The following is a 15,127-nucleotide window of genomic DNA, read 5'->3' on the forward strand; positions in this document are numbered from 1 at the left end:
TGAGTGTGCCATCTAATCCTCACAACCTGAGCGTAACCGCACATGCGTTCACAGCCGCCGACCGTCGCGATCACTACGGCCACGACGGCGCTGTGCTATGGCTCACCGGCTTGTCGGCGTCGGGAAATTCAACTCAACCGTGGGGCGCCGAAGGCTATTGTCGCGATGACCTCGTGCCCGCCACCACCTCATCCCCCGTGGATCTATCGGAAGATCGGTTTGAAACCTGAGACGCATCCGCGTCAAGCAACGGCTGAAGCACCGGCGCCAGCGACTTCAACAACTGCACCGCCATCGCACTCGTAAAGTCGTAGCGTGCCGCATATGGCTCGTGCACATAGGCGGTGAGCGCGCCAAAAAAGCGATTGCCGATCCCGAAGACGAAGGTTGCAGTCCGATTAACCTTGCGCGATTCGATCAGTCGGCGCCCCCGCGAGAATACGTTGAAGCGCTGATCGCCAGTCCCCGTCTTGCCGTAGACATCCAGCACGCGAGCGTGCGAGGCCGGCATGCCCTCCGCCAGCCGCTTCGCCGTGCCGCCAAGGACGACGTCGCGCAACAATCCGTGCACCGCCTCGACGATCTCGGGCGACAGCGCCGTCTGCCCTCCCCCGGGCGCGGGCGCGAAATGCGTCTCGTAGGGCGTGTTCTTCGCGAAGTCAAGCGCGGTGAGGTTTCGGGTTGGCACCGCTATGCCGCCGCTCGCGACGACCCCGATCAGTTGCGCGAGCGCGGCGGGCCGGTCCCCCGACGCGCCAATCGCCGCTGCATACGACGGCGTGATCGCCGCAAAGGGATAACCGAGCGCGCGCCACGATGCGCCGATTTCTTCATACGCCTGCAACTCCACCATGTACCTGATCCGGCGATCCTGCGTCGCGTGATAGCGCGTTTTGAAAAGCCACGAGTACGCCGCGACGCGTGCATCGCGGCTGGCGGTTTGCACGTCCGCTTCCGTCGCCTCCGGATGATCGCGCAGGTAGTTAACCGTCCAAAGCTCGAGCGGATGCACGCTTGCGATATAACCTCGATCGTTCAGGTTGAATCTGTCGATGCCGTACTTCGCGTAGAGCTTTGCGAGATCCTCGGGCGTTAGCAACGCCGCTGGCGTGCCCTTCAGCGTGGCGCGCATCTGCGCGTCGAACCACGTCTCGGATGCGTCGGGCGCGACGCTGCGCAAGACCGTCGCAATCTTCGGCGGCGACTTGCGCACGTCGCGCAGCAGCGTCGCCAGCGCCTCGTCGGGCGTCATGCCGTGGTATTTCGCATAGAAGCGATGTTCGTAGACGCGGCTTTCCTGATCGGCAAACCGCACGAGATACTTCCCGCGCACGACCGGGTCGCCGAGCCATTGCGATGACGGCCCCGCAGTCTGGATCATCTCGTAGCGCACGATGTCGCGCATCAGGCGCACGAACACCAAATTCACCGAATGCTGGAACGCTCGATGCACGGTGAGGATGCTGCCGTTATCCGTGGCTTCGAAATTGGTGAACGTTTGCGCACCGCCACCCGTAAAAAATGTCTCACCAGTGCTCGCGGAATACTTGCGTTCGACGGCGGCGTTGAGCATTGCGCGCAGCGAGCGATCCGGCGTGTGCGACAGATAATCGAGCGCCCAGCGTGTCAGCACGTCCTGCCTGTCGGGTCTGACGTGGCGCAGATCGTCCGTGCGCATCGGCGCGTAGCGGGCATGCAGTTCCGAAACGATTTGCAGATACGTGATCAGTGTGCGTAGCTTGGCCGTCGAACCGAGATTCAGACGCGCGCCCTGGTTGACGTCGAACGGCTGGTTCACGCTATCGGTCTGCACGCGCACTAGATTCGCGCCGTCGCTCCGCTCAAACAGCGTGAAGCTGAAGGCGATTCGCGACGGATCGTCATGCGGGCGCAGCATCTCGAAGCCATACAGGCCTGCCGCCTTCGCCCCTTCGGGGGTGGTGGCAAGCGCGAGCCTTTCGCTAACCGCCTGCTGCACCGGGGCGTCAAGTGTCGCCTGTACGGAGAGGTCTAGGCGGTCGAGATCGTAGAAGCTCGCCACGCCGAGCGTATTGAGCAAATCCGCGCGCAGCGCAGTCACTGCCTTGCGCGTGACAAACGATGCTTCAGGATGCATCGGACTCATGTGCTTGAGTTCAAGATGGAGCATGAGTGCGGCATCGCGCAGCGACGTCGAGATGATCCCGTTGGTCGCAAGCAACCGCACATAGCTGTTCGTCAGTTGTTCGAGTGCGGTGTTGTTCCTGCGCAGGAAATATGACGGCGCGCGCTGCGCAATGATCAGCGACAGCGCTTGTTTGAACGCGACCGCCTGCGCACCGAGTGTGTCGGTGCGCATAGGTGCCGACAGCAGGCGGTTCACGTCATCGAAGTCGCGTCCGTACCAGAGCGCGAGACCGTCGCCGATGCCCGCGATTTCGCCAATGCCGGGCTGCGCGGCAAGCGGCACCGTGTTCAGATAGCTGACGACGATCTGCTCGCGCGCCGGTAGCGTCATCGGGCCGCCGAGATAGGCGCGCACGGATGCAGACGCGATTTGCCGCAATTTTTCGGGCGGCGTCGCGGTGCGGCCGCCGGGCGAATGACGGAACTTTTCGATTTGGGTAGCGAGGGTGCTGCCGCCCGGGCTCGGCTGGCTCCTGACGAACATGCGCACGCCCTGGTCGTACAGCGCACGACTGAAACGGCCCCAGTCGATTGCCGGGTTGCGGCTCGGCTGATCTGCGTCAAGCAGATTGCGGTCCTCGATGAATAGCAACGCGTTGACGATCAGTGGCGGAATTGCCTCGAAGCGGCGGTAGATCCGCTCTGGGTAGCGTGCGCTATAGAGTGGTATTCCCGTTGCATCGAACAGTTGCAGTCCGGCCTGATCCTTTTCCTCGTACGGCAGAAACAGCCCGTGGTCCGCCATTGACATCATCACGGGTGATTCGCGCGCCTGCGCCGTGACGGAAAAGCCGCGGTCGGCCAGACGCCGCTCGAAGGTGGGCAACGATGCGTAGCCGAGACGCATGTCGTACGGACCGCCGTCTACCGGGAATCGCGAGGCGTCGCTTGGGCCGTCGGAAACTTCAAAGTGGATGTCACGTCCCAGTTCGGACAGGTAGCGCGCCTGCAACCGCGAGGTTTCGATTTCGATCCGAAGAAGTTGCGCCGCGATTGCAAGGAGGATCAGAAAACCGGCGAGTAGCAGCCACTTGATCCACCGCACAGAAGATGTGGTGGCAGCAGCGCGAAGCGGTACTTGAGTCAGACGCCGATCCATGATGGGGTCTTCCGGGCGGCACGAGCCATGCCAACGTTAGTCGAGCATATTTCCCTGATAAACCGCCATGCGGAGTTTCCCGCGCATCGTCTCTGAATCGCCCCGGATTTCTCGGAGGCTCCAACTCTTGAGAGAATGGAGCCATGAACAAGAAATCGAGCAAGTTTTCCCCGGAAGTCCGGGAACGCGCAGTGCGCCTGGTGCACGAGCAGCGTAGCGAGCATCCGCCTCGCCGCAAACGGGTTCGCACGACGATTCCCGATTACTGGCTGTCTTGCTGTGCAAAACATAAATAGTGCGGTTCCGGACGGGAGCGGCCATCAACAAGCGTAAGTTAAACGCCGTGAGAATATTTTTCTCTCACACGACGAGAGCCCCGTGTTTCCTTAGCGGGTTTACCAGTGTTTGAGGAAGAAGGAGAGTTCGCGCGCGAGGTTAGCCTCAGAAGCCCTTCCAAAGCGTCGATAAACGGAGTCGCTGTGGAAGTGAAGCGTGCCAGGTCTCTGACAGGGCCAAAAAAAGCCTCTAACTCTAAGGGTTTTCCGGCTTTCGAATCTTGCAGCATCGATGGCGTAATGGCACCCAGACGACGAGACATACGCAACTTTTCCTCAGGCAGGCTCGACAACGGAATTCCAAGCTGCCTGGCGATTTCAGAAACTTCGTCCATCACCTGGCGAGAAAAGTTGCGTACGAGTTGACAATCTAATTGCCTATCCAGCGTTGCCTCCGTCAACACGGCAATCGGTCCCGACGTCAGATTCCCCCACAACTTATAAAGGATCTCCGCATGTACCTCGTCGCTAACAACGACATCAAGTCCGGTAGATGAAAGCAGCGATGCCACCTCTTGCACGCGAACCGAATGGGCATCCGAAGGATCCCCAAGCACCACCCGATTCCCCGCATGGTGTCTAACGAGCCCCGCACCGAGCACGCTACAACTTGCGTGGACCAGCATTCCCAGGCATTGAGATGGCGGAATCGTCTTCGCCACGCTCCCGTCAGGATCAATTGATGGCAGTGGAATTGGATTCTGCGCAAACGGGCCGACCTGCGAAAACCACCAAGGAATACCGTTCATGCAACTGACGACCAGCGTATGAGGGCCAATCAGTGGCTGAATGTGCTCAGAGACATCGAGCAGCGCGGTCCCCTTGATGGTGAGAAGCACGATGTCCTGCTCTCCCAGCAGAGCAGGGTCCCCCGAAACCTTTACATTAGCCGTGGACAAGCGGTTGTCATCTTGGACGGATATGCCGCTATCGCCCACCGCTTCCAGAATTCTTCCTCGCGCGATAGCCGTGACGTCTACCGGCAACTTCGCCTTGGCCAACTTGTACGCAAGCCAACCACCAATCGCGCCAAGCCCGTAGATGCACACCTTTACCGCACTTCGCCCTTCACCCAGTCCCATTTGGGACTGCGGCACAGGCAACCTATTTCCCATTTCATCACCCTCGCTAAATGCGCTTTACAACGAGCAAGCTCAGATCAAAGACGGGCAATGAGACTTGACGTATCCCAGCGGCCCCCACCCATACGCTGAACATCCGCGTAAAATTGGTCGACAAGGCTCGCTACTGGCAGACTTGCGCCGACGGTTTTCGCGTGCTCCCCGGCTAGCATGAGATCTTTCCGCATGTGGTCGACCGCAAATCCGAAATCGAACTTCCTGGCAATCATCGTCTCACCGCGATTTCCCATTTGCCAGCTATGCGCCGCCCCTCCCGCAAGGACGGCGAGAACCGCTGGCATGTCAAGCCCGGATTTTTCGCCAAGCGCTATGCCCTCGCTTAGCGCCTGGACCAACCCCGCGATGCAGACTTGGTTCACCATCTTCGCAATTTGGCCACTCCCGCAGGGCCCAAGGCGGGTGACCATCGCACCATAAGCTCGCAAGACGGGTTCTATTGACGAGACCTGCTCGATTTCGCCTCCACACATAATGGTCAGCTTGCCTTTTACCGCCCCCACCTCTCCCCCCGACACCGGCGCATCCACGTAACCGAAATTCCTCGATTGCGCGACTTGAGCTAGCTCTCGAGAAACAGTTGCCGAAACTGTCGAATGATCCACGAACACAGCCCCTGCGGGCATTGCATCGAAGGCCCCGTCAGAGCCAATAGCAACTTCACGCAGATCGTTGTCGTTTCCAACACAGGCAATAACAATATCCGCGCCTCGTGCGACCGATGCCGGACTGAACTCCAACCGCGCACGTCCAGACGTAGCGTGCGCCTTAACCCAATCCATGGCTTTCGACGTAGTTCGGTTGTATACGACTACGTGGTGCCCCGCTGCAACAAGGTGGGCGGCCATTGCCCCCCCCATCACCCCCAATCCAATAAATGCCACTTTTCTGGGGGCTACGGAACGGTAATCCTTCGCTTCGATATATCTCATCGGATTCTCCAGCATCGCTTTCGTAGCCCTACCCCTTGTACCCCTGGACTTCTCGAAATCGCTTAACCAGATATTCACCGGCTGCAATCGGCGGGTATTTGGCTGGATTCTCGTCGCTTCGGCACTGAGGCAGACACGCAACCGGAGTGTCGAAATCAGGGTTAAAGAATGTGGGAATAGAATAGCGCTCCTTGCCGGTACGGTTCACGACTCTATGCATATTAGATACGAATAAGTCGTTGGACCAGACTTTGAACATGTCGCCGATGTTCACCACGAAGGTGTCTTCGATAAACGGTGCGGCAAGCCATTCTCCATCTCGAGTTTGAAGCTCAAGGCCGCCGATAGGGTCCTGCACAAGGAGCGTCAACATCCCATAGTCAGTGTGCGGCGCGACACCCAGCGCCTTCGACTCGTCCATCATTTGCGGCGGATAGTGGAACAGGCGTGTTTGGACCATCGGCTTCTTAAACCACTGAAGGAAAAAATCTTCCTCAGCACCGAGACTGAGCGCAAACAGACGAAGCAGACGGCAACCTAGCTCCGAGACTTCCGCATAAAAACGTTCAGCCGCCGGTTGAAGTGTGGGCAAGTGCACCGGCCATCGGTTCGGCCCATGCAACGGGCGCCCAGCGGCGACGTCAGGGTCGGTTAGCGGCAGATCAAGTGCAAAATCAAAACTCTCCTTCAAGTCAGGGTCGAAGCCTTGATGTCGATTCATGCCATACGGCACATAACCACGCCGAAAGCGCTCGTCAACCCTATCCTGCATGCGAAGATCTTCCGGAAGATCAAAGTACTCTTTTGTTTTGCTGAATACTCCGTCGACTACATCTCGAGAAATTCCGTGCCCCGCAACATAAAAGAAGCCAATTCCTGTGCAGGCATTAAAGAGTTCACGAACTAAATTTCGGGGATCTCCGCCAGCCAGCCAATTCGAAAGATCGAGAACCGGTATGCCAGCCGACTCTTTTGATGTGATAGTCATATTCAGTCCGAACAATATTGTAAAACTCACAGAATGTTCAAAAAACAAAGATTGTCACATCCTTGTGCGAACAATCTAATTATTGCTATTTATTAATCAAGTCTAACAGGCAGAGAAACATCAAAAAACTATCGTTTTTGATCTGCGAAATTCTAAGATTTAGATTTTTCAGAATTTGACCCGAATTCCGCTGGTTACGGCAAATTGATTGCGCGTGGCAGATGCTGTCGTGGAGTAAATTTGGGCATACTTTGCAGCTCCACCTGCCCATTGTCCGATTCCCACCAAGAAAAGGTCTGTTCGTTTGCTAAGTGAATAAACCGTACCGATGTTCAACTGGTTGTAATGGACCTGGGGGTTGGAAGAGTAGTCTCCGACGGTATAGATATATGCCGCTCCGACGAGCCATGCCGGAGTGATCTGATGCGTAAGCGTCAACTCCGCGTTCTGCACACGCAAGCCCGTCGAGTCGATGTAGTCGAACAACACGTTGCTATAGCCCAACGTCGCTGCCAAAAACCCGAAGTCGTAGGTCGCCCCCAAAGCGATGCTTCGCTGCACCTGAACGGAACTTCCGTTCAGACTCGTCGTGAACGGCGATGAATATCCGTATGACGAACTATCGACCGCCGCAGAAGCATTGCTAGCCGATGCTGGCCGGTTGTACTGAGCCATGGCCAAGCCCACTTTCAGAGGGCCATGAACATAGCTCACACCAAAACTGAAACCGCTGTTGTTAGAAAACTCGGTCGCGTTAGAAAATGCGTACGTACCTGACAGCGACAGACCGTTGTAGTCAGCTGACTTGTACTTGACGGAGTTGTTAAAGCGCAGAGTGTTGAAGATGTTATCCGTATCGCCGATGCGGGTGCCAAAAGCAGAAAACAGAACGGCCGATTCACTCCAATACAACGTCTGACTCATGTCGTCATACTGACGACCAACGGTGAAGGTCCCCCATCGCTGGTTCGCCAACCCGACCCACGCTTGACGGCCAAACATTCGATTTCCCTGTCCAAGCGTTCCATTCGTTATTGAGAAGCCGTTCTCGAGCGTAAATATTGCAGATGTTCCTCCGCCCAGATCTTCCCGCCCCTTGAAGCCAAATCTCGGCAACTGTTCCGGCCCATTAATGACGGAAACGAGATTTCGTCCGCCGGAATTTGAGGTGTACCCTACCCCTGCCGAAATAAGGCCGTAAATACTAACGCTGCTCTGCGCCATCGCGGCACCTTGGACGCCAAAAAATGACGCGATCGCAAAAATTGCCGATCCGATATTTTGGAATACTAAATATTTTGATTTTAAATTCACTGACTTCACCATTTAATTTGCCAGAAGTTTCTCAGGTGCCGGAGTTGCCGGCGCCTAGCCTCGAAAGAATGACAGACGAACTATCCTTCGATTAGGCCCCCGTGGTATTGCTAGACATATTTACCCAGAAGAGCGCTTTCTTTGCCACTACTCTCACTATCCAATGCAGTACCAAACCAATGATGGAGAGCACTATAAGAATGGCAAAAACTCCAGCTGTATCCATCGAGAAGTTTTTCTGAAGAATTAAATAACCCAAACCACTCTGCGCCCCTACGAACTCCCCAACAATTGCGCCAATAACAGCCAACACAATACCGACATCCAAACCGGTGAAGACATATGGAAGTGCATTGGGCAAGCGGGCCAGCTTAAACACTTGCCATCGACTTGCTGTGTAGGCGACCATCAAATCCACCTGATCCTTAGGAATTGACCTAAGGCCGACGATCGTATTCGCCAGAACTGGGAAGAACGCAATAGTGGCCGTGATAACAACCTTTGATGTGGCGCCGTAGCCAAACCAAACGATAAAAAGCGGTGCTATCGCAACCTTGGGCATCGTCTGGAATGCAACGATATATGGGTACACTAGAAGCTCAAGGATTTCGATTTCTTCGACTACCACCCCGAGGAGGAAGCCAAGAACCGATCCGATTATGAATCCGGCCACAATTTCATACATCGTCACGCCGAGATGCTTGCTTAGCTCTCCGGAGTTAATCTGGGAAAACAATTGCATAACAACATCACCGGGCCCGGGAAAAATCAACGATGATGGAGCCGCCACTCGAACGGCCAAATGCCACGCTCCGATCACAGCCAAGAAAAAAATCAAGCATAGCAACCGGCGATTGTTTTTGTTGGCGAGCTTTTCTTGATTCATCAATCAATCCCTCCTGTGGCATTTAGGTGCTCTCTAATGTCGGAAACATAGGTGCCAAAGGGTTCCGAATTAATCATTTTCAGATCTCTCTGGCGAGGAAGGTCAATGTCGATGGTTTTCGTAATTCGGCCTGGCCGAGGTGACATCACAACAACTCTGTCACCAAGAAATACCGCCTCGGGAACGCTATGCGTCACTAGCATGATTGCTGCGCCGGTTTGTTCACGAATGCGTAGAAGTTCGAGGTTCATTGTCTCTCGGGTCATTGCATCGAGGGCCCCGAATGGCTCATCCATTAGAAGTAGCGTTGGGCTATGCACGAGTGCTCGCGCGATTCCAACCCGCTGTTGCATCCCCCCCGACAGCTCATTGGGATACTTCGACGCAAAGCCCCGCAGTCCAACAAGGTCCAGGTATTCCAGCGCCAAGCGACGAGCAGCGCCAAGGTCCCTTTTCTGAATTTCGCTCGGCAGTAGAACGTTCTCCAAAACCGTCCGCCATGGCAGCAGAACCGCTGCCTGAAACACAATGCCGGTGAATTTAGAAGGGCCGACACTCTCTCGGCCGGCAATTTGCACTTGTCCACTCGTCGCCCGCTCAATGCCGGCCAAAATTCGCAGCAGAGTGCTCTTGCCGCAACCGCTCGGACCGACCACCGACACGAGTTGACCTGGTTCGGCGTGATAATTGACGTCTTTCAAGGCAACAATTTCACTACCATCTTTGCTTTTAAAAGTCTTTTTAATTTCGTGAAATGCAAAGGCCGTGCGAACCTTACCAATGCCACCAAAACCATCGCCTGATTTCACAATTCCTCTCTATTGGTGAGCGCAGTTTTTAAAATATCGATAAAGGCCATCGATGCCCCCGGCAAATTCCTTCCTCGCCGTACACTTAATGTCATCTTTTGGTTTGCCACTTGCCGCTCCAGAAACGGCACATAACGATAATCATCAATCTCCGTTGTGCTCATAGTCAGCGGTTCGTTCACCACCGCCAAGGCAAGCCCCTTGACGGCTGAATTTTTTAATAATTCAAAAGAGTTGCTCCGCAGAACCACCCTAGGGCGGACATTGGCTTTGGCAAACGTATCGCTCAAAAATTGATTGATGGTTATGGATTGATCTGGCCAGACTAACCCGTACTCCGCGCAGTCCGTGATGCGAACCGAGTCTCGTTCGAACAGGGGATGTCCTTTCGGTACGAGCAATACGGCCTTCAACTCAACCTCGACGAGATGCTCTAGTCCAACGGTTGGCGCCGGGTTGAAACAAAGCGCCGCATCCAGCGTGTCGTCCATAACCTGGGACACCAGATCGCGAGTCGCGTGAATTGACACGGCATATGTCACTCCTGGGTATTTCTCGTTGAAGCTGGCGAGAAAACCAGGTAGAAACGTGCGCGAAAATGACTCAACCGCTCCTAACTTAACCTCTCCTCGCTGGAGTCCCTTGAGAGACTGAATGCTCGATCGCAGTCGGCGACTTTCGTTTTCCAGCGCTATGACGTAGTTCATCAGCGACTCGCCCGCAGGAGTGAGCTTTAGCGTTTTGCGCCCGCGACTACGCTCGAACAAAGTCGTGTCCAACTCTTCTTCCAACAGCGCGACTTGCCGACTCACCGCAGACGCAGCAACGAACAGTTGTTCCGCTGCGCCACGGAATGATCCAACTCTCGCAACCGTTGCGAAGTACTTCAACGGAATCGTAATAATCACGGTGTTTTCCACCTCCCCCAAAGGCCTTCGCCTAAAATGCGCACTTGCGGGCTGCGGCCTTAATTGCCTCGTGATCAAAATCGTTGACGCGCGCCACGAAATTCGGGATGTCAACAACCATGTCCGTCGGCGTTACAACTGATCCGACAAGCTTTTGGCGAACCATGAATTGCTGCATGCGATCTATCCCCGCCGGATCGGTTGCGCCAATATATTTGGCTCCGTTCATGACGAAGGCGGAGTTCATGCTTGCGAGTTGGCTTTTCAGTAGGGCATCGTCCCACCTGGCGGCAGTTGCTTCGTCGACGCCGGTCGGCTTGGTGCTAGGGAAGTGCTTCCATTGAAGCTTGCGAACGCACTCTGGATTCGCATTTGTGAACTCGATTGCCATCGCCGCGCCTTTGGCTATCGCGATGACTGTTTCGGGGGCCGTCTTCACAGTGGTCGCCATTGTGGTGAGCGTGAAGTCGGGCAATTTTTGCCACGACGGGTCTCGGAACACGTGAAGTGAGGCCCCTGAATTCTCGAAACCCGTTATTGCGGTTTGCCAGAACATTAGCGCTTGAACTCGGCCGCTCTTGAGGGCATCCAACGCGGGCGCTCCGGCTCCCGTGGCAATTACTTCGACGTCATGCTGCGGGTCAAGCCCGTTCTCAGCCAGCAGTGACTGCATCAGGGGGAGTCCGCCCGTCGCCAAGCTGACTATCCCAATGCGCTTGCCCTTCAATTGAGCAACGCTTTTGATCGGGCCGTTCGCAAGGACGGCGAGTCCCCAGTCAATCACCCCTGTATTCATGACGGCTCGGACAGACAGCTTTCGGTCAGAGTTAGCTCGAATTAGGTCGGTCGAGTTCAGTTGCGCAAACTGAACGCCACCGGCCGCCATTTGTTGCAGAGCCTGTGTCGAGCCCGAAAGCCCAACAATGTCAACGTCATACCCCATGGATTGCCAGTAGCCCAAGACCTTTGGCATCAACAGCCACGGATAAGTGACGTTTAGAACTTGAGAGCCGACGGCAATGGAGACCTTTTTGAGCGGCGCCGCAGATGCCGCGTGCATCAGCACAGCGACACACGCCGTGGCAAAAGCAAACTTCCGGAGTTTAGAAAATTTCGAGTTGAACATTGATGTGGCTCAAGGTCAGTGGGTATGACCAAGGTAGCACGCAAAAAAAAACGGAAATGTGCCGTTTTTTTTTATTAGTGTTCTCGAAATTAGAACATTTGGCAGCGGACGGCAGCCCTTCTTCCGGCGCGGATCCGGGAGTAGTTTGATGCAGAGGGGGCAGACCGGGAGGGGTGGAAGAATTGCCCACGACCGATGGTAGGCACGTCGTGGGGAAGGCCATTTTCACAGCAGGGACAGCTAATTGCTGCTCGAAGGAGGTGATTCTCCATCTCGCGTCGGTGGCTATTGGCCCAGCGGTAACACTCAAGCAGAGAACGCGCTAATGGGAGGAGACGCCGCGGGGAATGTTTGCAACCCCACGCCCGCCGTTAGAAGGCGTCTCCTACGCTAACGACACGCCGAAAGCGATGGCTCTCCAAAGACCTCTGTTTCCTGATTTACGCTGAATGCAGAGTCCCTGCCCCCATCTCGTCCGAACGTACGCTTTCCTTATTGGGCAGGAAAGCCGCGCCCAGGAACGTTGCACCGGTGATGACGAGGAACATGATGCCCAGCGGCAGCCATTGCGCGCCGAACGTCTTGGCCACCCATAGGCCGATCAGTGGCGTCGTTCCGCCGAAGATCGCACCGCAGAGCTGGAAGCTCAGCGAAATACCCGTGTAGCGCATCTCGACCGGGAATGCCCGCGGCAGGTAGGCAGACAGCACCGCGTAGTACCCGCCGATGAACGTCGTCGCCACCAGAATTGCGACCGAGATATTGCCGATGTTGCCGGAACTCACAAGTTGCATCATCGGCAATGCCCACAGCATCGCGGCACCCGTGATGAACATCAGGAACTTGCGCTCGCCGATCCGATGAGCGATGTACGAGCCTATCGGGAAGCTCAAGAGTTCAACCACCCCGGTCCATGCAATGATGTCCAGAATATCCGGCTTGGAGACCTTCAGATACGTCGTCGTGAACGTGATCATCAGCGTCGTGATGAAATAAAAGCCCGAGATGCCCAGCATGCACAAGGCGATGCCGAGGAACAGTGCTTTCTTGTGGGTGCGGAACACCAGGCGCACCGGGGAGACGTCGCTGATCTTGCCTTCAGCCTTGCGGCGTTCAAGCTCGGGACTCTCGTTGACGTTCCGGCGAATGATGAACGCAACCACGACCAGAATGCCGCTGATCAGGAACGGAATGCGCCAACCCCAGGACAGGTAATCGGATTGCGGCAGGCCCGACACCACTCGGAAAATGAGTGTTGCGAGAATCAGGCCGACCGGACTGCCGTACTGGGGAGCCGAAGCAATGATGGTTCGCCATTTCTCCGGAGCGTGCTCACTGGCGATCAGCACCGCCCCGCCCCACTCGCCGCCAACGGCAATACCTTGCAGCAAACGCAGCAGTACCAGAATGACGGCGGCACTGATGCCTATGGAGTGGTAGCTCGGAATCAAACCGATGAGCGTCGTAGCGGCACCCATCAGTACGAGCGTGATGATCAGACTTCGCTTGCGCCCGATCTTGTCGCCCAGGTGACCGAAGATCAGCGCGCCGAAGGGGCGCGCGACAAACCCCACGGCAAACGTCCCCAAGGACGCAAGCGTCCCCATCAATGGATCGCCGGTCGCAAAGAACACGTCGCCAAACACAAGGGCTGCGGCGGTTCCGTAACAGTAAAAGTCGTACCACTCGATCATCGTTCCGAAGAATGCGGCAAGTGCCGCCCGGAAAGGTTGATGCTCTGCTGTCTTGTTCATTAACGTCCCCTGATTTCTATTCAGTCAGATCAGTTGGTTTGCCGCTGGGCTGCCGGTTGCCAGCACTCTTGAAAGGTTCACAAGCGTAGGCAATGTGAATTTCTATCGTTGACGATAGCAGTCGATGGCTATAACTTATATAGCCACCAAAATACCGGTTCTAAGTCCACTTCCCCATGAAAGAAGTGTTGCTCTCCGACCTGCTGTCGAGCGCCCTTTCGCGCGATTCGGTCCACTCGTTGCAGCGTCAAATCTACGAAGTCGTGCGCCGAGCCGTGCTCGATCACACACTCGTTCCGGGCCAGAAGATTCCCTCGTCTCGCCAGCTGGCGCTGGAGTTGGGCATCTCGCGAATCACCGTATCGCTCGCGTACGATCGACTTGTGACTGAGTCGTATCTCACGGCGATGAGCGGTAGCGGCACATTTGTGGCGCAGACAGGGGCGATGCCTCGCACCGCTCCCGATCAGACGGCCCCGGCGAAACCATGGACCTCGCTTTCCCGGCGCGGAGAGCAGCTGGCCAAAGGCCCTGGCGGCATTCCGTACCACGCGGGGGCGTTCGTACCTGGCGTCGCCGACGCGACGATGTTTCCCTTTCATATCTGGAAGCGGCTGCTAACGCGACACATCGCCCGTGCCAATCTGCCGTTGTCCGGGTATGCGATGGAGGGGGCTGGCTATCTGCCGTTACGTGAGGCCATTGCCAACTATCTTGGCATTTCTCGCTCGGTCGTCTGCGACCCCAGTCAGGTCGTCATTACGTCGGGAACGCACCAGTCGATCGACCTGTGCGCGCGCCTGTTGACTGACGTCGGAGATCGCGTGCTGGTCGAGAACCCCTGTCACTGGGCATTTCCGTCAGTGCTTGCCGCCGCAGGGCTGCATGTCGATCCGCTCGTTCTCGACGACCAAGGTGCCAACCTGCGAGCGAGCAAGTTGTCCAAACGTACCCGGTTAGCAGCAGTCAGCCCATCTCATCAATACCCGACGGGTGTCGTAATGCCACTCAGCCGGCGTCTGGCGCTTCTGGAGCGTGCGCGCAAGCTGGGACTCTGGATTCTGGAGGATGACTACGACAGCGAGTTTCGGTATGACGGCGCGCCCTTGCCTTCCCTTCAGGGGTTGGATACGGACGGGCACGTCATCTACATGGGAACGTTCAGTAAGGCGACATTCCCAGGCATGCGCATGAGCTATATGGTTGTGCCGCAGCATCTGGCCCGTAGCTTCTCTGCGGCGTGTGTCGAGATTTATCGCCCTGGCCAACTCCACACGCAAGCCGCACTTGCAGACCTCATTTCCGAAGGCCACCTGTCGCAGCACATCCGGCGCATGCGGGTGGAGTACGCTGCCCGGCAGCAGTTGATGCGTGACGTTATCGAGCAGGAAATCGGTGACGCACTGACGCTTTCCAGTGCGAAATCGGGCTTGCACGTGTTCGGGCGCCTCGGCAAGGAGGTCCAGATTCAACGCTTGCGAGATGAAGCCACGCGTCTGGGGCTGATTCTCGGAAAGCCGCGCCTCGTCTCGGACGCACCGTCGCCGAACCGAAACGCGATCGTGCTCGGCTTCGGCGGCGTGTCGATGGAGGCGATCGGTCCGGGTGTGAAGAGGCTTGCCCAGGCCATCGAGATGGCTTCGAAGCCGTCCCACCGATAGGCAGGCGGCC

At 56.4% G+C, this 15,127-nt stretch carries 11 protein-coding genes; 1 reads left to right on the forward strand and 10 read right to left on the reverse strand.

What is annotated here, in order from left to right; genetic code table 11:
- Nucleotides 1-154 precede the first annotated feature (154 nt).
- The 10 genes from PCO31110_RS22480 to PCO31110_RS22525 all read right to left on the reverse strand — a co-directional run bounded on the left by PCO31110_RS22480 (nt 155) and on the right by PCO31110_RS22525 (nt 13,456).
- The gene (locus tag PCO31110_RS22480; RefSeq protein WP_150691420.1) at nt 155-3,265 is read right to left on the reverse strand and encodes a transglycosylase domain-containing protein; all 3,111 of its coding nucleotides are present in this window, start codon (nt 3,263-3,265) and stop codon (nt 155-157) included.
- 334 nt (nt 3,266-3,599) lie between these two features.
- On the reverse strand, nt 3,600-4,682 hold the full coding sequence (locus PCO31110_RS22485; protein ID WP_010804257.1) for a ketopantoate reductase family protein: 1,083 nt from the start codon (nt 4,680-4,682) through the stop codon (nt 3,600-3,602).
- Nucleotides 4,683-4,759: 77 nt separating this feature from the next.
- Nucleotides 4,760-5,671 (reverse strand): NAD(P)-dependent oxidoreductase, encoded by a 912-nt coding sequence (locus PCO31110_RS22490; protein ID WP_036662850.1) that lies wholly within the window; start codon nt 5,669-5,671, stop codon nt 4,760-4,762.
- A 28-nt stretch (nt 5,672-5,699) separates the two neighbouring features.
- Entirely contained in the window at nt 5,700-6,659 is a 960-nt protein-coding gene (locus PCO31110_RS22495; protein WP_036662848.1) for an isopenicillin N synthase family dioxygenase, read from the reverse strand.
- A gap of 168 nt (nt 6,660-6,827) precedes the next feature.
- Nucleotides 6,828-7,985, reverse strand: a complete 1,158-nt coding sequence (locus PCO31110_RS22500) for a porin (RefSeq protein WP_081636272.1) — start codon at nt 7,983-7,985, stop codon at nt 6,828-6,830.
- 79 nt (nt 7,986-8,064) lie between these two features.
- A complete protein-coding gene (locus tag PCO31110_RS22505) occupies nt 8,065-8,859 on the reverse strand; it encodes an ABC transporter permease (RefSeq protein WP_150691421.1) in 795 nt (264 codons plus the stop codon).
- Nucleotides 8,859-9,668: an ABC transporter ATP-binding protein gene (locus PCO31110_RS22510; protein WP_246189939.1), complete on the reverse strand. Its 810-nt coding sequence runs from the start codon at nt 9,666-9,668 to the stop codon at nt 8,859-8,861. The genes PCO31110_RS22505 and PCO31110_RS22510 overlap by 1 nt, the downstream gene beginning before the upstream one ends.
- Nucleotides 9,665-10,576: a LysR family transcriptional regulator gene (locus tag PCO31110_RS22515; protein ID WP_174979704.1), complete on the reverse strand. Its 912-nt coding sequence runs from the start codon at nt 10,574-10,576 to the stop codon at nt 9,665-9,667. The genes PCO31110_RS22510 and PCO31110_RS22515 overlap by 4 nt, the downstream gene beginning before the upstream one ends.
- 31 nt (nt 10,577-10,607) lie before the next feature.
- Nucleotides 10,608-11,702, reverse strand: a complete 1,095-nt coding sequence (locus PCO31110_RS22520) for an ABC transporter substrate-binding protein (RefSeq protein WP_010804250.1) — start codon at nt 11,700-11,702, stop codon at nt 10,608-10,610.
- 440 nt (nt 11,703-12,142) lie between these two features.
- On the reverse strand, nt 12,143-13,456 hold the full coding sequence (locus PCO31110_RS22525) for an MFS transporter (RefSeq protein ID WP_150691423.1): 1,314 nt from the start codon (nt 13,454-13,456) through the stop codon (nt 12,143-12,145).
- Nucleotides 13,457-13,632: 176 nt separating this feature from the next.
- On the opposite strand from PCO31110_RS22525, the gene pdxR reads away from it, so the two are divergent.
- The gene (gene pdxR, locus PCO31110_RS22530) at nt 13,633-15,117 is read left to right on the forward strand and encodes a MocR-like pyridoxine biosynthesis transcription factor PdxR (protein WP_150691424.1); all 1,485 of its coding nucleotides are present in this window, start codon (nt 13,633-13,635) and stop codon (nt 15,115-15,117) included.
- Nucleotides 15,118-15,127: the final 10 nt, after the last annotated feature.

The sequence above is a fragment of the Pandoraea communis genome (genome assembly GCF_902459745.1).
GTDB classification, from domain to species: domain Bacteria; phylum Pseudomonadota; class Gammaproteobacteria; order Burkholderiales; family Burkholderiaceae; genus Pandoraea; species Pandoraea communis.